Raw genomic sequence first — 19,155 nt, forward strand, 5'->3', positions numbered from 1 at the left:
TATACGTTCCCCGTGGTTGAAACCACGGGCTATATCTATAAATAATAACCTAAAAAAGAGGTGTTTTATTATCTCTTTTTATTTTGATAATTTTCTTTGCATTTGCAAATGCAATCTTTTGCAAAACATAGCCCGTGGTTTCAACCACGGGGACGCAATCAAAATAACTCTGTATCCCCCGTTGAAACCGAGGGCTATATTTGAAAATAGGAATAAAAAAGAGACATTTTTCAATGTCTCTTTTTTGTTTTTAAACCTTCACGGTTTCTATAATTTTATCCAATGTAATTGGTAAATCTCGTACACGTTTTCCGGTCGCGTTAAAAACGGCATTTGCAATTGCTGGAGCCATTCCAACTAAAGCTGTTTCTCCAAGACCTTTTGTTCCCATTGGATTACTGATTGGATCTTTTTTATTGACAAAAAACACCTCCTGCTTTTCAATATCGGCATTTACCGGAACATGATAATCGGCAAAATTGTTGTTGATTGGTCGCCCGAAACGATGATCAATTTCTAAAGCTTCCATTAACCCCATTCCGATTCCTCCTACCGCACCGCCAAACATTTGCCCCGCCGAGGTTTTTTGATTGATAACCCTTCCAATATCTGCACAGGAAACCACATGCGCTAATCTAATTTTTCCTAAATTCGGATTCACTAATACTTTTACAAAATGAACTGAAAAAGAGTAAATTGAATATTTTTTCGCCTCTTCATTTCCTTTCGACTGATTTTCAACTTCCAAAACTTCCAATTTATTTGCGCTCAACAAAGATGTCAATGCAATAGATTTAGAACCGTCTTTTTTAGATGAAATCAAACCATTTTCAAAAGCCAAATCTGTAATCGGAATTCCTTTAAAAATTGGATTTTCAGCAGCTAATCCAACAGCTTTGCTTACCAGTAAATTACAAGAATCGTGCACCGCAGAACCCACAGACGAAGTCGTCGCAGATCCTCCTTGCGTAGGACCTTTTGGAAGTCCGCTTTTTCCCATTTCTATAATTACATTTTCAGCTGGCAAACCTGTAATTTCTGCGCCAATTGCTGTCATCATAGTTGCAGTTCCAGGTCCCATATCATTTACGCTGCATTGCAGTACCAAATTTCCATCTGGCAAAAATTTTGCTTTTACTGATGTCGGGCTTCGATAACATCCAAAAGTTCCTGTCCCCATTCCGTAACCTACAAGCCAGTTTCCTTCTTTAACAGATCCCGGTTCATTTTTACGGTTTTTCCAGCCAATGCGCTCCATGCCGCCCTCATAACATTCTAACAGAAATTTACTGCTCCAAGGTTTATTTTGTTCCAAATCTTTCTCAGCATAATTAAGCTTTCTAAATTCAATTGGATCCAGATTTAATTTATACGCCATTTCGTCCATTGCACATTCTAATGCAAATGAACCTGTCGCTTCGCCCGGACCGCGCATCCAAATTGGCGTGCAAGTATCCAAAGGCACAATTCTGTATCGTGTTGAAACATTGGAACAATCATAAATAAATCGGGACATATTTACGGTTCCTTCCATAAAATCTTCATAACTCGAAGTCATTGCAACCGCTTCGTGCGTCAAGCCAGTTAATTTTCCGGCTTTTGTTGCCCCTAAACCCATTTTCTGAATGGTATAAGGTCTAAAACCTACATTTGTAAACATTTGTTCACGATGCAAAACTAATTTTACTGGACGATTTAATTTTTTTGCGCCAATTAATGCTGCAATTTCGTAAGGCCAAGTATGCAATCCCATTCCGAATGCACCTCCAAGATATTCAGAAGTTACCTCAACATCTGCAGGCGGAATTCCGAAAACTTCACCAATGCTTCTTCTTGTTCCTTCAACACCTTGACTTTTGGTATATACAATAGGCTTATTTCCTTCCCATTTTGCTATGATATTAGCCAATTCCATTGGATTATGAACTTCGGTCGGAATCGTATATTCTGCCTCTAAAACAACCTCAGCATTTTTATAACCATCCTGTTCACCGCGATGATAATCATTTCCTTTATCGGTTTCTACTTTTTTCTCTTTGTCAGCCACTTTTTTAAGTTCAGTCGAATGCTCTTCTTTTATATAATCGGCTTTAATTAAACTCGCTGCATATTGCATTCTTTCAAAAGTATCGGCAATAACCAGTGCAATTGGCTGATCATAATACAAAACCGAATCATCTTTAAAAATCTGCAAAGGCTGACCAAAATTGTGCTTGTCTTTTGCTTTTTGATAGCCAACAGGTTTATCAACATTTAAATGCGTAATCACCGCCAGAACTCCCGGCGCCCATTCTGCTTTTTTAGTGTCAATCGTTTTAATTTTTCCTTTTGCAATCGTACTTCCCACCAAACAGGCATAAACAACTCCCGCCGTTTTATATTCAGCAGAATATGTTGCAGTACCCGTTACTTTAGCAAATCCATCTACTCTATTTATATTACTTGTCTTGCTCATAATTCAATTATTTAGATGATGCTATCGTTAATGCTTCTACAATGGCATTTGGTCCCAGAGTTAATTTAAAATCATTATCTCCGTAACTTTTAGCTCCTTTCATGGCCAAATCGGCTGCTTGTTTAAAAATCGTTTCAGAAATTATTTTTCCTTTCAAAAACTCTTCAGATTCGGTCAATCTCCAAGGTTTGTGTGCTACACCGCCCATTGCAAGACGTGCGCTAACAATTGTATTATTTTGAATATCCAAAGCCACAGCAACAGAAACTAATGCAAAAGCATAACTGCTTCGATCACGAACCTTTAAATAATGAACATTTTTCGTGAAATTATTATCCGGAATTTCAACTGACGTTATCAATTCTTTATCAAGAAGTGTATTGTCTTTTTCTGGTGTATTTCCAGGCAAACGATGAAAATCAATAAATTTAATTTGTCTTTTTCCTTTTGGACCTTCTACCAAAACCGTTGCGTCGAGTGCAGTCAGCGCCACACACATATCACTTGGATGAACAGCAATACAGCTTTCCGAAGCACCAAAAATCGCGTGCATTCTGTTTGAACCGCCAATCGCTCCACAACCGCTTTTAGGAACTCGCTTGTTGCAAGGCATATCAGTATTATAAAAATACGAACAACGCGTTTTCTGCAACATATTACCGCCAACTGTTGCCATATGCCTGATTTGCTGTGATGCACCAGCCGCTAAAGCCAATGCCAACAAAGGATGTTTTTCTTTTATGGATGGATCTTCGGCAACCTGACTGTTTTTTGCCAAAGCGCCAATCGAAACTTTTCCTTTTAAAAATTCTATTTTCTTAAAATCCAAACCATTGATGTCAACCAATTTATCTGGTGCGACAACATTCTTTTTCATTAAATCAACCAGATTTGTACCACCGGCAATAAACTTCGCAGACGGTTCTTTGCTGACGCTTGTAACTGCCGAAGACGGAGACAATGCTTTAATTATTTGGAAATTTTTCATGACAGCATCCCTCCTTCCTTTACTTCGGTAATAGCATCGACTATATTATGATAAGCGCCGCATCTACAGATATTGCCACTCATGTATTCTCTAATTTCTTCTCTGCTGTTGGCATGACCTTCTTTTATGCAGGCAATTCCAGACATAATTTGTCCAGGAGTACAATAACCGCATTGAAAACCATCATTTTTGATGAAGGCTTCCTGCATTGGGTGGAGTTTTTTTCCTTTTGAAAGCCCTTCGATTGTAGTGACCTGAGCATTTTGCTGCATCGTTGCTAAAGTTAAGCACGACAAAATTCGGGTTCCGTTTACATGAACCGTACACGCACCGCATTGTCCGTGATCACAGCCTTTTTTAGTTCCTGTAAGCTGTAATTGTTCTCTCAACAAATCAAGAAGCGTGGTTCTTGGTTCGATATTAAGAGTGTGTTTTTTGCCATTTACTTCAATAAAAAGTGGTACTGTTTCTAAATATTCAGCAATTTTTTCATCCCATTTATTCTCGGAGGCCATTACCAATGAAGGCGGTGCCAAAGCGAGAGCGGTAAAAAGTCCCGATTTTTTTATAAAGTCCCTACGAGAATTTGCATCTTCATTGGTTACTTTATTCTGATTTGTTTTTTTAGAAGCCATTCAGTCTATTTTTAAAATTAGCAAAAACACCTTTATTATTCTAACAAATTTAACAATCTTAAGGAACAAAAAATTATAAAATTCAAACATTAGCTTTATTTAGAATAATTACAATCTCGTGGTGTGATTTAACCGCAAAGCCCGCAAGTTATTTTTAAATTTAGTTATCTAGATAAGCGCAAAGAACGCAAAGCTATATCAATACCACCTTTGCGAACTTTGCGTTTATGGTAAAAACCTCTATAGTAAAATCTTTGCGTGCTTTGCGGTTAAAAAAAACGGATGCAACAGGTTTATTTTTTTTTTACTTTTACAAGATCAACCAGAAATTATGTCTCAAAAGCAAATCATCTATCTCGATAATAATGCCACAACACGTGTTGATAAACGAGTCTTGGATGTAATGCTTCCTTATTTTTCTGATTTTTATGCGAATGCTTCAAGCAGTCATATTGCTGGATTGACAGTAAATGAAGCTGTTGAAAACGCTGCATGGCAAACCGCAAACTTAATTGGAGCACAAGAAGACGAAATTATTTTTACTTCTGGCGCTACAGAATCTATTAATCTGGCCATAAAAGGTTTGATAAATCAAGACCGTAAACATATTGTCACAGTTTCTACAGAACATAAAGCTGTTTTAAAAACCTGTCAATTTATGGAAACTATAGGTTTTGACGTTACTTATTTGCCAACTGCCTCAAATGGTATTTTAGATCTTTCCATTTTAAAAGAAGTTATAACCGATAAAACATTATTAGTCTGCGTTATGATGACTAATAATGAAACGGGCGTTCAGCAAAATATAAAAATGATTTCTGAATTTGCTCATGCCAAAAATGCACTTTTCATGTGCGATGCAACGCAGGCCGTCGGAAAAATTCCTGTTGATGTAACAGCGCTCGGAATTGATCTTTTGCCTTTTTCTGCACATAAATTTTATGGTCCCAAAGGCATAGGCGCACTTTATGTTTCGGCGAAAGCCAAAATTAAACTGACTTCGCAATTACATGGTGGTGATCAACAGCGAAAATTACGCAGTGGAACTCTTAATGTTCCAGGAATCATCGGTTTAGGAAAAGCGAGCGAAATTGCACTTAGCGAAATGAAAAGTGATGAGGACCGAATTTTAAAATTAAGAAACCAACTAGAAAAAGGTTTACTTCAATTTGAAGGTTCTTTTGTTAACGGAGATACTGCTGAAAGAATTTACAATACCACAAATATCTGTTTTCCAGGCGTAAATTCAGAACAACTGGTTTTGGCTTTGGGAAATATCTCTGTTTCAAATGGTTCTTCTTGTTCCGCTGTGACAACTGAGCCTTCACATGTTTTAAAAGCTTTGGGATTGTCTGATGAAAATGCTTTGAGTTCGATTCGTTTTGGTTTGGGAAAATTTACTACTTCTGAAGAAATCGAAGAAACTATTGAGCGCGTTTTAACTTTGACTCAACAGTCAATTCAATAATTTTTTGCCTTTTGCCATTGATTAAAAGGATTTAATTGATTTCTTTTCAGAAGAGAACTTCGTCCCGATTGCTATTCGGATAGCATCTAAAACTCAGACATGAGTTTGTTATAATCGTCTTCAGTATCGATATCAATATTTCCTTTTTCAAATAAAACCGAAACGACATCATCTGAAAATGTATTGATTATTTTTTTTGCGCCTTCTTGACCTTCCAGTTCTAATAATTCGTTAAAGTATTTTTTATTGAAAAGCACCGGTGTTCCGAGCGTTCCTGAATAGGCAGAAGCAGCAATTCCTTTTTCGGTTTTATAATGTTCTGCAATCAGATTTTCAAAAATTAAACTTGAAACATAAGGCTGATCACAGACTGCAAAAATGCAGTTTTCGCTTTCTGGATATAATTCTAATAATTTTTTGAGTCCGTAAATGATTGAAGATGACATTCCGGATTCCCATTCAGGATTAAAAACAATTTTTATTCTCGACGGATCAAGTTCTTCTTCAATCAAATGATTATTAGCGCCTGTAACGACAATAATTTTTACTTCTGGAACTAAAGAAGCTTCTGCAATTGTGTTTTTAAGAAGCGTTGAATCTTTATAACCAAGAAGCTGTTTTGGCTGTCCTAATCTAGAAGAATTGCCTGCTGCCAAAATGACAATGCCCGTTTTATTTTTAGATTCCATAATGAATTTCATCGTGAATTTTACCCGACTTATATTTTAAAGAAGTTCCTGTTTTTCCAGATTCAAAAGCCTTTATTTCAGCAACAATTGATAAAGCAATTTCCTCAGAAGTTTCTGCGCCAATATCTAAACCAATCGGACTATGAATTCTTTGTAATTGCTCTTCATTTACCGAAATTCCTTCCATTTGAAGATCATCCAGCATTCGGTTTAATTTTGATTTTGGACCGAGAATTCCAATGTAACGGCAATCTGTCTCCAATAATAATTTTAAAACACCCAAATCATATTTATAATTGTGCGTCATTAAAACAAAATAGGTTTGGTCATCAATTACGATAGTATTTAAAAAATCATCTTGTTTTACAACTAAAACCTGACTTGCTTCTGGGAAACGTTTTTTTGTTGCGTGTGCGCTTCGCCCATCTCCAATAGTTACTTCCCAGCCTAACAAAGTTGTCATTTTTACCAATGGCTGTACATCATTTCCGGCACCGGCAATTACTAACGATACTGGCGGATGTATATATTCAATCAACGCTTCGTACTCTGTATTTTCCTGAAGTTTTTTTACAGACGTTTTTTTCGTCAGCAACACTTCTTTGGCATCCGAAATTAAATTTAATGCATTGTTATTGTGATGTAAAACAGGGCTGTCTTTTCTAAAAAATAAGCTTGTTCCTATTTGTGCTGCTCCTCTTTTTAAGGAAAAAATCGTGATAATTACAGCTTCTCTTCTTTCTACTTTTAATTGTTTTAAAAGCAGAATTGGATTATTCTCCAATTCATGATCAATATATTCAAATAAAATATGAACGATTCCATTGCACCCCAGCTGAAGGCCTATTTCGGCATCGTCTTCATTATTGGTATTATAAGTGACTAATTTATTTTGTTTTTGATTGATGGAAAGAAGTGCTTTTCGGAGCGCATCGCCTTCAAGACAGCCTCCGCTTATCGCGCCAGTCAATAAACCATCTTCAGTAACGAGCATTCTTGCGCCCGGCTGTCTATACGAAGAACCTTCGACCTTGACAACTGTTGCCAAAGCTGTTTTTTTTCCTGCTGCATTTGCTTCTGAATAAGCTTGTAAAATTTCGCTGATTTCCTTCATAAAATAATTATTCATCAGCAAAACAAACTTCTGATGATTCTTTAACAGCCTAAAAGTAAAAAATATTATAAACTTAAAAGCAGGAAAATCATTTAAGTTTAAAAAATTGAATGCATACTTAACAATCTCAAAACAATTATTTTTTCTTACAATATCATTTATATCTTGAAGTTTTGTATTTTTATCTATAGCAAAATAAATTAGTTAACTTAAAAATAAACTGCATGGGAAAATTTGTAATTACTAAAAGAGCCAACGGAGAATTTCAATTCAATTTAAAAGCTGGAAACGGACAAACGATTTTAACAAGTGAAGGTTATACTACTAAAGCTGCCGCTACTAACGGAATCGAATCTGTGAAAACAAACTCACAAGATGATGGCCGTTACGACAGAAAAGAATCCAGCAATGGCAAACCTTATTTTAATTTAAAAGCCAGCAATGGGCAAATCATAGGATCTAGCGAAATGTACGAAAGTGTGGCCGCAAGAGAAAACGGAATCGAATCTGTAAAGAAAAATGCTCCTGATGCTGAAACTGACGATCAGACGGCTTAAGGCTTAATTCATTTATATTTAAAAAAAGCTGTTTCTAAAAATAATTAGAAACAGCTTTTTTTATTCTTCGGTTATTGTTAAAGTTAAGAAATCTATATGACAAAATTGTTCATCTCCGTAAAAAGTCTTATTGGCTATTTCTTGAATTTCTTTTGTAGTCAATAGTATTATTATAGAACCATCTTTTCTCCTAATTTCATCACTTACTTTTTTCAAACTATACGATTTTCCGTCCACTATTATTGCCGTTCGATGATTTATCACACTATTGCTAAAAGGATCAAAATAAAGAATTCCGTCTCACTGTAAGCCAAAACAGGCATCATTTTTTTTATTTAAAAAATTAATGACATTCTCTTTTCCTGAGTAATAATTATATCTCCAATTATTTTCATTGTCGGTTCTATTTTCATATCATTTTTTATTATTGTTCAATCTAGAAAGTTTTGCGTGTCCTGTTTTTTGCTGGCTCCATACCAATAGAACCATTATCTGCTGACCAATGCAAATATTGATTACGGAGTTTTCGTAAATCTTGCTGTTCTTGCAGTTCCTGCTGGTAAGTATCAAAGTTACTGTCTCCAGATTTGACCCCTTTATACTTTTCGTGAATATCTCCAAACCATTTAAAAGTGTACCGTTTTTCTTCTTTAAAAACATAACCACGCAAACGCTTTTTTACCCGCATAAGCAAGGCATCATTTGAAATACTGTATTTGTCAATCTCTAATTTTTTCATATTAAAAGGTACATTTTGTGCTACAGATGATTCTGCCATAAAATGCAAAGGAATATAGCTGTATGTATTTTTTAAATTTCGTGTTCCCTTAAGCTCATATTTTGGACCAAAAAGAGAAGTTTCAAGCTGGTCTTTTAAATACCATGATTCGCTAACCAGCTTTTCTGAATATTCTTTTAATTCTTCCTTAAAATTTTTGTCGATCACTTTTACGATTTCAACACCATCATTATAGCTTCCTCCAACGTCGGAATGTACGCCCGGAAATTCTCTTTCTTTTCCTACTCTTGTTTTTGTTAGCGAAAAATTATTACGATGTTCGTTTTCAGCTGTAAAATGCATTACCGTTTTTGCCTTTGCTAAATTGTTTAACGGCAGCTGGCTAGTATCATCATCAAAGTTAGGCTTTCCATCAATTAAGGATGAGTAAGAAGATACTGTATCAAAAAGTCCTAAAAAGCGCACTTTTATTAATTCCACCTTAATATTATTTTTTCCTAAATAATACCCTAAAGCACCTCCCTTATTTTTTCGGTTAACAGACAAGGGATACGCTTTTTTACTAATTTCATCCATAAAAACTCTAGCGGCGGCTGCTCCACGACTGAACCCGAAAACATCTAAATAAAGTATAGGTATTTCTTTCGTTTTACTTTGTTTAAATATCTTGTCGGCTAATTTTTTACAGCCTTCCTCGACTTTTCCCAGTATTCCTGCACCTTCTAAAACAAAACCGGTACCCAGACCAGCCCCTAATACGGAATCTGCTTTTTCGGTCTCCGTACCAATACCATCAACATAAACAGCCAGGTCTTTACGATAAGCATCACTTAGCCTTGCCACATTCGACCAGGCATTATAATAACTGCTGTCTTCATCCATTCGCCCATATCGGTCATAAGCTTTCGCCGAAATCTCTTCTTTGGGCGTTAATTTCTCACCTCTTGCCCTTTTATCATAATACTCTTTAGCATTAGTGTTATTTTTATTATTGTTGGTACCATCAAAAAAAATACCGATGGCTAAATCATCTTTTCTTGTTTCTACTTTAGGTGGAGTATAATCTCCAAATACTATGCTCATAACTAGTCGTATTTTCCAGAATCATGGCAGATTTGATTAATGCTATATTTTTGACCTGATTGCTCTAAATACATATTCATCTTCCAATCTCTACTATTTTCTTCTGTAGGGTTTAATTTTATAACAATTTCAGCAGATTTATTTTTGTCAATATGCTCTTTAAATAAATTTCTAATCTCGTTTTTATCAAAATCTACCGGAATCTCATCTTCTCCATTGTTCTCGTGCGATTTTGCCCAAAACTCTGTATTACTAGTGAAAGCTATTCTTGAGACAAACTCTTGTTCTTTTTTGCCACTGCCAATAGACCAGTATATTTGAAAAACATAAGGTATTGCCCTGTATTCCATGTCTAGTGATCTATCAAAAGGGTTTTCCATTTCACCATTACACATTTTAACATACATTGAAGTTATCTTGCTTCCTTCAGGCAAGATAACCTTTGGTTTCCAAAGGTATTTTTCTCTATACGCATCATAAGCTTCCGGAGCAGGATAACCGTGTAGTTGGATTTGTCCTCTTAAATCTTTACTAATTACAAAATCATTATTAAGTTCATCTTTAGCATAGTTTTTTCTAAACATATACTTTTCACTTTCGGTAATAAGCTTAGGGTCTATAACCGTTTCATGAGCCTGATATCGGGCTACTTCAACTTGTCGTCCATTTCCGGCAACCCAAACTATTACCATTCCTTTTGGAGCAAAGCCTATATTTATATATTTATAAGGTTCTATTCTGACTTTTTCTCCTATTTTAGAATAAAAACCCTCCTCAAAAAGTTGCTGTATTTTTTCGGTAGGGAGTTTCCAGTCGCCTGCATAAAATTTATCGTCTACATACGATAGCCATGTCATATCAAATCTATCAGGCAAGGGTGCTTTTATATAATTAACACTGCCAGCATTTCCCCAACCAGCGTTAGTAAAACCTCCCATCTGACTAAAAAAATAACCACCGACGGCTCCAGTATATACTTCTATCGGGTATTCTCTTGGCGCCGAAATATCTGCCGACCACTCATATTTTTTTTCTATGTATGAACTCATTGTTATTGTTACTACAGTTATTACTATTATTATGATGAAACATAATAAGATGTTATACTTTTTGATACTACTTTTTCTCACCGCTAATTATTGTTTTTTTACCACTTGTCAAATTCAAATCACCTTTTGTTGCTTCAAAATTTAATTGGTTGGCACTTTTTTCGAGTTTACCGCCAACAATTAATTGATAAGCATTGACTACTTTTATTGAAATATTTTTTGCTCTCTTTGTAATTGCCATGTCCTTAGTTTAAAATAAATTAGATTTTTCTACACTATTAATTATAACTTGCTTGCCACTTTGTATCGTCATATTTTCTTGATGACTGTAAAGACTGGCTTCTGTGGCAATTTCGTTCGAAGTATCTGAGGTTCTATTAAAATCTTTATCTACAATTTCTGTTCTATTATCTGATTTTTCCGCAATATTACCATTCGCATTTATAAAGATGTCATTTCCAGATTCTTGAGAAATGTTATTTCCTGCTTCCATCTCAATATTCTCTTTAGCATCTACTTTTATATCTCTTCCTGCATTCATAATAATGTCTTCTCCAGCTTCTAATTCAATATTTTTTGGTGCTTTAAACCTGATGTTTCCATCTCCATGAATTACAGCTATCGTTTGACCTTTTTGGCTTTCTATTGTAATATCGCCAGTGGCATCATCAGAAATAATTCTGTTACCGCTTCTGGTCTGCAATACTTTTAAATCATTCTTTTCAGTAGCATAGCCACTTTTTGCTTGCCCATTATAATGCGCTCCCATCACATAAGGACACTGTGCATTTCCGCCTTCAAAACCAACCAATACTTCTTCATCAATTTCTGGGATAAAATAAAATCCTTTTCCACCTCCGGTATGCGGCTGGATCATTCTGATCCACTGGCTTGTCCTACCTCCATTTCCCCAAAAGAATTCAACTCTTACACGCCCAAGTCCTTCGGGATCATTGTTGTCTTTTATTCTTGCAGGCTGGATTTCGGCTTTGGCAAAAACTTTTGTATCTGTATAGTGCGGTGCCGAGACATCGTCTGGAATGGCTTTGAATTCGCAGGTATAATTGCCGTGCACTTCCGAGTGGTGTGTGGCTTCTATACTGATAAGATGATGCTCGGTTGTGTCGTTGATAATTGTAAAGACCTGCCCGAGTCCTATTGGGAAATAGGATATTCCGCTATAGTACACGCTGTTTGCATTGCTTCCTGCGGTCTGCAGTGTAACCATTTCGTCTATTTCGTCCTTGTTCTGCGCATTGTTGGTGTAGGCGCCGATGTTCAGATCAGGTTGGGCAACGGTTCCTTGATTGAAGGCTATATTCGATGCGAAACTGTCCTTGCTTCCAGCAGAAGTTCGCAGTGAGGAATTCTTTATGCTGGAAGCTTTGTTATAGTCATAACCTGCCAGCGAGATTTTATGCGCACTCATATTGGCTTGGATCTTGAAACTGTGAAGAGATGCTCCGTTGATCAGCTTTATTTTGGAATTTTTGATTTGCCCGAACTGCATGCGCATTCCGTCAAAATAAAACCACTGTCCGTAACGCTGTGCCAGCCTCTTCAAAAAATTGAAACTCGTTTCATTATACTGAGCCATATAATTAAACTCCTTCATATAGGTCGACCTGATGGCATCTCGCTGATAGAACTCCGTCGGGCCTTCGGACAAAATATCCAGAACAATGTCATCCATTCCTCTTTCAAGATACGTTCTTGATTTTGGCATATCATCCAATACAATACTGTGGCTTGTTCCGCTTACGTGAAGGCCGACTGCGCTCCCGTTTTGATCCACCGAAGCCAATTCGGTTATAATGCCTTTGCTCATCAGTTTGATTCCCGTCAGGCTTTTGAAGGTAAAAATAACTTCATTGCCAATATAATCTCTTATGGCTTTAGCCTGATCTGCCGGTTTTATGACTGCCTTGCCGGTATATTGCCAGACAAATGAAAAATAATGATGATCTGCCATTTTCTGCGACAGCTTCAAATCATAATAGATAATATTTTGGGTAAAACTGCCGATAGTTATATGTACTTGCTCTGAAAAATGTGCCATAATTTTATGTGAGTTTAGGTTAGACAAATAGAAATTTCAAAAATCTATTTAGTAAACATATAACTACGAAATAAAAAATACAGCGGAGTAAAGTTCTATTTATAACAGAATAAGACTTTTTAAAATTTTTAATTAAATCAAAAGAGCTGCCTCATTTCTGAGACAGCTCTTTTGATTTACTTGTATTTAAAAAACTACTTTATACCAGATACTCCCGTATGCGTTGGAACAACCTGCTTAATGCTTCCATCAGCATTGAATTCTAATTTATCCATACAGACTTCGCGGTGAAAACCTCCTGCATCGCCCATTTTTATTCCGGTTGGATATGAAAAACGGTGATACGTAATGTACCATTCATCTTTATTTGGAATTTGCAAAACCGAATTATGTCCGGTAGCATAAATTCCCTGATCTGGAATTCCTTGAATTACAATGTTGTTTTTCGGAATTTCAATTGGTCCAAGCGGTGATTTAGAAGTTCCGTATCTTACTTTGTAATTCGGGCTTCTCGTATCGTCTTCACTCCAAAGGAAATAATACGTTCCTTTTCTGTAAATTACATACGTTCCTTCTCGGAAAGTATTATCTACTTTAATCACTTTTGTACTGCCTCCTTTAATCGAAATCATGTCATCGTTTAATTCGGCTACAGCCATATATCCGTTGCCCCAATACAAATAGCTTTTTCCGGTTTTTGGGTCTGTGAAAACATCTGGATCGATTTCCTGACCACCTTTTATGCCTTCTGGTCTTGTACTTACCAAAGCTTTTCCGCTGTCTGTAAATGGACCAGTCGGGTTATCTGACGAAGCCACACCAATTTTCTGAGCTGCCGTAAAATAATAGAAATACTTATATTTTCCTTTTATCTTTTTCTCCACAATACATGGCGCCCACGCGTTTCTGTTTGCCCAAGTAACATCTTTTTTAAGGTCGATTATAATTCCTTCGTCTTTCCAGTCGGTTAAATTATCTGATGAAAATGTTTTAAAATAATAGCCTGACCAGCCGTCAAAACCGTCGCTTGTTGGATAAATGTAATATTTTTTGGTTTTGTTTGAATATAGAATTTCAGGATCGGCATAATAACCTTCTAAAACCGGATTATTATTAATTTTTGGAAGTTGTGCCGGCGTTCCCCATTTTGCTGTTAATCGTTTTAATTCAGAACGGGTAATTGGCAAAATAGTACCGTGACGCGGATTAAAGTCCATTGAAATTTCATTATCAATCACACTAAAGTTTTCTAAATCTTTACTTCTTGTAAACTGATATTTCCCTTTCATGTAAACATCATACATCAAAATATAATCGTCAGAATTGTTTAATTTGAAAACACTTGATCCTTCAACGCCATCGTTTGTTTGTTGCAGATAATTATCATTTTCTGTCCAATTTCCAGAAGTTAAATCAGTTGTTGTAGCGACTTTAATTCCTGCTTTTCCGCCTTCTGTTTTATAAAAAAGATGATACACGCCGTCTTTTTCAATAATATCACCATCGATGCAAGCTCTTTCCGACTTTGGAACAAACAGTAATTTTGGAGCACTTTCTAAAGCTGTAAAATCTTTATTTGCGTAAGCGTAATAAATTTTATCCGGTCCTCCGGCATGCTGTAAACTAAAATAAATTAAATACTTTCCGGCTTTTGCATCATAAATAGTCTGTGGCGCCCAAACGCGTTTTAGGTTTTCATTTCCTGGAAAAGTAGTTTGAATATTGACAACATTGCTCGTCCAGTTTACCAAATCAGTACTTTTTAGCAAAATCATTGCACGGTTGCTGTCCCAGCCTTTTGACGAAGTCATATCGGTCAAAACCATATAAAAAGTTTTGCCGTCGTCACCTCGCAAAATATGCGGATCACGCACCCCTCCGGTAGAACTGATTACTTTACTGTCTAAAATTGGTTTATTATCATTTAAGTGATAATAATGGTATCCATCTGCACTTACGGCGTAACGAACCGCTTCTTCTTCGACTTTATTTCCTGTGAAATAAACAAATAAATAAGCTGTTAAATCTTTTTCGGCAATAACCGGCGGTATTCCTTTTTGATTATTCTGAGCTTGTATAACACTAAAAAATGATACTAGTGCAACAAGGGTTAATTGTAATTTTTTCATTTCTTTATTCTTTTTAATTTACTGCTTTTTCTTTTTGTAGCGCAATTTTTAAACACATAGAAACATAGTTTTTCTTTGTCTGTAAAAGGCGTTTCACTTATTTTAAATAAACATAGCTATGTTTGAAAAATGTCTTTTTCTTTTAATTCTTTAGGATTAAAACTAAAAAACTATGTTTCTATGTGTTTGATATTTTTTACAAATACATATAATTAAAAGCAATACGGTTTATTTTGTTTTGGCGCGCATTACAACAAATGAATATGGAGGCAATTCTTTTGAAAAAGCGTCTTTAATTGTTATTTTCTCAGTAGTTGGTCTCGCTGTTGTATTTTCTGGATTGCCCGTTAATAGTGTATAATCAGCATTTTCTAAAAACGAAAAGTTTGATATTTCAATCGAAGGCGTCACGGCAACAGGAAGCACATTTACTAACTTTATAATCACATCTCCAGAAGCTTGATCTTTGACAACAGAAACTCCAATACGCTTATTTACTTCATCATTTTCTGAAGTTTTAATCGATCTTTCAATATAAATATCACCCGGATTTTGACCGTACAGTTTTTGCACAAAATAATTTACGGTAGGTTTTACTTCATTTCCTGTAAAGTAAATCAAATCTGGATTCCATTGTGTGTGTTTTTCTCTTGCCAATAAAGGCGCGTATGAAGCCATTGTCACGATATCGCCGTTTCGCTCTACTCCTGTTAAATACAAAGCTTCAGCCAATGCATTATAAAATTTATTGCCACGCGAAGCATATTCTCCTAAATATACTTTTGATTTTGAACGATCATAGCTGTCGTAAAAATCCTGATTATTAATAAACCAGCCCGGCGTTTGATAATAATGTTCATCAACAATTGGCAATTTTAAATCATCAGCAATTCTCCAGCCTTCATTGTAATCCGTTCCTTCAAAAAATGGTCCAACGGTTCCAATAACAATAATTTCAGGATATTTTTGCTGAACAGCTTTTACAATCATTCTGTAACGCTCTTCGAAAACATCACTGATCAAATCTTCATTTCCAATTCCGATATATTTTAAGTTGAAAGGCTTTGGATGACCTGCTTCGGCACGTTTTTTACCCCAAACGGTATTCGCACTTCCGTTAGCATATTCTATTAAATCTAAAACATCCTGAACGTATTCGTCCATATCTTCCATCGGGATTCCGAATTGCTGTCCAGAACCGCCATCAGATGAATTTTGGCACGGAACTCCAGCCGCTAAAACCGGAACCGCCTCTGCACCTAAATCTTCGCAAAACTGAAAATACTCAAAATATCCTAATCCCATTGATTGATGATAATTCCAAATGTTTCGCATTGGAATTCTGCTTTCAAGCGGACCAATTGTGTTTTTCCATTTATAAATATTGTGAAGTCCATCGCCATGTGCAACGCATCCGCCTGGGAAACGAACAAATTTAGGATGCATAGCCGCAATGGTTTCAGCAAGATCTAAACGAAGTCCGTTTTTGCGGTTTTTGAATGTTTTCTGAGGAAAAAGCGAAACCATATCAACAGCAGTTTCACCATTGGTGCTAATTTCTAAATGCGCATCATTTACCGTTTTTGAAACTTTCAAAACGACATTCAATTTTTTCCAAGAAGCTGTCGGCGTAAAACTTGTTTCGGCTAAAATTTCTCCATTCGAAGATTTTAATCGAGCTGTTGCTTTTGTTCCTTTAGCAAAAACACTAAAATCGTATTTCTCATTAGCTTTTACTGCAATCCCGTCAAAGCCAGAATTACTGATACTTCCTTTCGTAATTATTGCATAATTTGGATTGTTGGTATGAATTGGATTTTCTTTAGCAATTTTAAAATCACCACTCCAAGCCATCGTCGCATTCCATTTTTCGTCTCTTTCTTTTTTATCGTGAAGTGCATATTCAAAATCACGATTCTGAATCAGTTCGCCATACAAACCGCCATCAGCAGCATAATTGATATCTTCGAAAAAAATTCCCGTAAGCATATTGCTGATTTTTTTTGACTGCTGACCATCTATTTTAATTTCGGCTTTTACTGGTTTTAAGCCTGCAAATAGCAGACTATCGCTCTTTGGAGAAGTATTGTCTTTTTTATCTCTAAACTTAACCGATTCCATGTTTTTAATCATGGAATCGACCAAACTCCAGTCAACTTGATGCAATGTTCCCTGCAAAACCACACCTTGCAAAGTGATTTCGCTTTTCAATTTAAGTGAAGAAACACTTGCGTCAATTGCTGTCGGACTGTAATTTTTGAAATCTTTTGTTGCAGTGAAGTAATTTTTTCCGCTTTCGCTGAAGTGTACCAAATATTGACCTTCTTTTTGACTTACCTGCACATTTTGAATAACCGATTTGTCTTCGCCTTTGCCAACAAAATTTTTCATTCCCTGAATATAATTTTGTCTTCCCCAATTCACTAAATCTTTACTTTCAGAATGTGCAAAAACGTTGTCTTTTACACTCCAGAAACAGTGAAAAAGCCCAGCATTATCTCGAATCAAAAAAGGTTCAGACATGCTTTTTCCAGTTGGACCCCAGCTTCCAAAATCTGATTTCAGAAAACTAAATTCCGGACCAATTGAAAACCAATTTTTCTGATCTGTACTCCATGCAAAATGAAGTCCGTTTTTGCCATTATTCTTTAAAGTTGAATACGCAAATAAATATACTTTATCTGGTTTTTCATCCATTGGCTTTACGCCAAATCCCGACGTTATAAAAATAATCGTGAAAAGTAAAATCAGGCTAAAAAGACAGCGAAGCAAAAATGTTTTCATTATTTTTTACCTTTTAATTGATATAAAACTGAAGCGTGTGCTTTTAGATCTGCTGCAATTTCTTTTGAAGATAATTTAGATTTTTCACCTGTCCACATATTTAAAACTTCAACTGAACCAGAAAGTCCTAGATCAGCAAGATTTACCGAAACTTTTTCTGAAGTTGCATCTGAAATATTAAATAAAGCCAAATAAACACTTCCGTCTTTTGCATTTTTTGAAGTTACAGCGATTTTACCGTCTTTCTGAAAAAGCTGTTTTACTGCTGTACTTTCATTGTGCATTTTCACAACCTCTTTATTCGTTAATAGTGAAAGTGTAAAAGCGTCATTGCTTGGCAAATCTCCTCCAAAAAACAAAGGCGATTTAAAGATATTGAAAAACGTAATTAAAGTATATTGCTCGTCTTTTGTCAATCGCGTCATTCTATCTTCTCCGCGTTCTCCACGCACTGAAATACGCCCAAGCGGAATCATATCGCAATCTGGCCATGTTCCCGGCGCGATGTAAGGATACCATTTTTGAGCAACATCCATTAAATGTGTGATGTGTGGCCAAGTATCCCAAACATCGTCAACCATTCTCCACATATTTGCGTGTGTTGTTACGTGCGGTGCTGCAGAAATTGGCGTTTCTCCCGGCGAAGTACTTAAAACAATTTTGCGTCCGCATTTGTCGATTGCATTTCTAATCAAGTTAATTTCACCTTCATGATAAGGTCTTGACAAATCATCAATTTTAATAAAATCAACACCCCATTGCGCATACAATTCAAATATAGAATCATAATATTCCTGCGCACCAGGTTTGTCTGCCACGACAGTGTAATTGTCTCTCAGCCATTCGCACTGTAATGCTGTTGAGTAAATTTGATCAGCTGTAATTCCGTTTGTGCCTTTAATTGGCAGTTTTTCTTCAACCGCTTTTTTAGGAACTCCACGCATAATGTGAATCCCGAATTTCAATCCTTTTTTATGAATATAATCGGCTAAAGGCTTAAAACCTTGTCCATCTTTTGCAGAAGGAAATCTGTTGACTGCCGGCAAATATCTTCCAAATTTATCCATTACATAACGCGGATCTGTCTGGTTGTAACCGCCCGCTTTGTCATTTTCAACAAACCATCTGATATCAACAATAACATATTCCCATCCATATTTTTTAAGCTCTTTTGCCATATAATCGGCATTGGCTTTTACTTCGTGTTCCTCTACAGTTGGTCCGTAACAATCCCAGCTGTTCCAGCCCATTGGCGGTGTTTGCGCCCATTGCTTAAATTCTTCTTTTCCAAATGTTTTGGTCTGTGCATTTGAAGAAACCGATACCAAAACAATTCCTAAAGCAAGGGCAATTCTATTTTTTATTTTCATTTTCGACTTAAATAAATGTGAATATTACACTTGTAA

Annotated in this window: 15 protein-coding genes; 2 read left to right on the top strand and 13 right to left on the bottom strand. The window is 36.0% G+C overall.

The features are described from left to right. Positions 1 to 250 precede the first annotated feature (250 nt). The 3 genes from EV145_RS14665 to EV145_RS14675 are packed head-to-tail and all read right to left on the bottom strand — an operon-like array spanning position 251 to position 4,078. Entirely contained in the window at positions 251 to 2,455 is a 2,205-nt protein-coding gene (locus tag EV145_RS14665; RefSeq protein ID WP_133525952.1) for a xanthine dehydrogenase family protein molybdopterin-binding subunit, read from the bottom strand. Between the two features lie 7 nt (positions 2,456 to 2,462). Then, positions 2,463 to 3,443 carry an FAD binding domain-containing protein gene (locus EV145_RS14670; RefSeq protein ID WP_133525953.1) on the bottom strand — a complete coding sequence of 327 codons (981 nt, stop codon included), beginning with the start codon at positions 3,441 to 3,443 and terminating at the stop codon, positions 2,463 to 2,465. Next, the gene (locus tag EV145_RS14675) at positions 3,440 to 4,078 is read right to left on the bottom strand and encodes a (2Fe-2S)-binding protein (protein WP_133525954.1); all 639 of its coding nucleotides are present in this window, start codon (positions 4,076 to 4,078) and stop codon (positions 3,440 to 3,442) included. The genes EV145_RS14670 and EV145_RS14675 overlap by 4 nt, the downstream gene beginning before the upstream one ends. Positions 4,079 to 4,409: 331 nt before the next feature. Between EV145_RS14675 and EV145_RS14680 the strand changes: the two genes are divergently transcribed. Then, the gene (locus EV145_RS14680; protein WP_133525955.1) at positions 4,410 to 5,546 is read left to right on the top strand and encodes a cysteine desulfurase family protein; all 1,137 of its coding nucleotides are present in this window, start codon (positions 4,410 to 4,412) and stop codon (positions 5,544 to 5,546) included. Between the two features lie 86 nt (positions 5,547 to 5,632). Here the strand turns inward: EV145_RS14680 and EV145_RS14685 are convergent, their stop codons facing one another. Further along, positions 5,633 to 6,247 (bottom strand): NTP transferase domain-containing protein, encoded by a 615-nt coding sequence (locus EV145_RS14685; protein ID WP_133525956.1) that lies wholly within the window; start codon positions 6,245 to 6,247, stop codon positions 5,633 to 5,635. Further along, positions 6,225 to 7,349 (bottom strand): XdhC family protein, encoded by a 1,125-nt coding sequence (locus EV145_RS14690; protein ID WP_133525957.1) that lies wholly within the window; start codon positions 7,347 to 7,349, stop codon positions 6,225 to 6,227. The genes EV145_RS14685 and EV145_RS14690 overlap by 23 nt, the downstream gene beginning before the upstream one ends. Before the next feature lie 224 nt (positions 7,350 to 7,573). Between EV145_RS14690 and EV145_RS14695 the strand changes: the two genes are divergently transcribed. Continuing rightward, positions 7,574 to 7,906: a YegP family protein gene (locus EV145_RS14695; RefSeq protein WP_133525958.1), complete on the top strand. Its 333-nt coding sequence runs from the start codon at positions 7,574 to 7,576 to the stop codon at positions 7,904 to 7,906. Between the two features lie 60 nt (positions 7,907 to 7,966). Here EV145_RS14695 and EV145_RS22545 read toward each other — a convergent pair whose 3' ends face one another. From EV145_RS22545 to EV145_RS14725, 8 genes are all read right to left on the bottom strand, one after another. Further along, positions 7,967 to 8,170: a hypothetical protein gene (locus EV145_RS22545; protein WP_208110908.1), complete on the bottom strand. Its 204-nt coding sequence runs from the start codon at positions 8,168 to 8,170 to the stop codon at positions 7,967 to 7,969. Positions 8,171 to 8,342: 172 nt separating this feature from the next. Further along, on the bottom strand, positions 8,343 to 9,728 hold the full coding sequence (locus tag EV145_RS14700) for a T6SS phospholipase effector Tle1-like catalytic domain-containing protein (RefSeq protein WP_133525959.1): 1,386 nt from the start codon (positions 9,726 to 9,728) through the stop codon (positions 8,343 to 8,345). A gap of 2 nt (positions 9,729 to 9,730) precedes the next feature. Continuing rightward, a complete protein-coding gene (locus tag EV145_RS14705; protein WP_133525960.1) occupies positions 9,731 to 10,777 on the bottom strand; it encodes a DUF2931 family protein in 1,047 nt (348 codons plus the stop codon). 67 nt (positions 10,778 to 10,844) lie between these two features. Next, the gene (locus tag EV145_RS22435; RefSeq protein WP_166638465.1) at positions 10,845 to 11,018 is read right to left on the bottom strand and encodes a hypothetical protein; all 174 of its coding nucleotides are present in this window, start codon (positions 11,016 to 11,018) and stop codon (positions 10,845 to 10,847) included. A gap of 9 nt (positions 11,019 to 11,027) precedes the next feature. After that, a complete protein-coding gene (locus tag EV145_RS14710) occupies positions 11,028 to 12,836 on the bottom strand; it encodes a type VI secretion system Vgr family protein (protein WP_133525961.1) in 1,809 nt (602 codons plus the stop codon). 194 nt (positions 12,837 to 13,030) lie between these two features. Then, positions 13,031 to 14,965, bottom strand: coding sequence for a family 43 glycosylhydrolase (locus tag EV145_RS14715; RefSeq protein WP_133525962.1), 1,935 nt, complete (start codon positions 14,963 to 14,965; stop codon positions 13,031 to 13,033). Between the two features lie 228 nt (positions 14,966 to 15,193). Continuing rightward, the gene (locus tag EV145_RS14720) at positions 15,194 to 17,749 is read right to left on the bottom strand and encodes an alpha-L-arabinofuranosidase C-terminal domain-containing protein (protein WP_133525963.1); all 2,556 of its coding nucleotides are present in this window, start codon (positions 17,747 to 17,749) and stop codon (positions 15,194 to 15,196) included. Next, a complete protein-coding gene (locus tag EV145_RS14725) occupies positions 17,749 to 19,119 on the bottom strand; it encodes a glycoside hydrolase family 27 protein (RefSeq protein WP_133525964.1) in 1,371 nt (456 codons plus the stop codon). Before EV145_RS14725 ends, EV145_RS14720 begins: the two co-directional genes overlap by 1 nt. Positions 19,120 to 19,155 lie beyond the last annotated feature (36 nt).

Source organism: Flavobacterium sp. 245, from assembly GCF_004362055.1.
Classification (GTDB): Bacteria; Bacteroidota; Bacteroidia; order Flavobacteriales; family Flavobacteriaceae; genus Flavobacterium.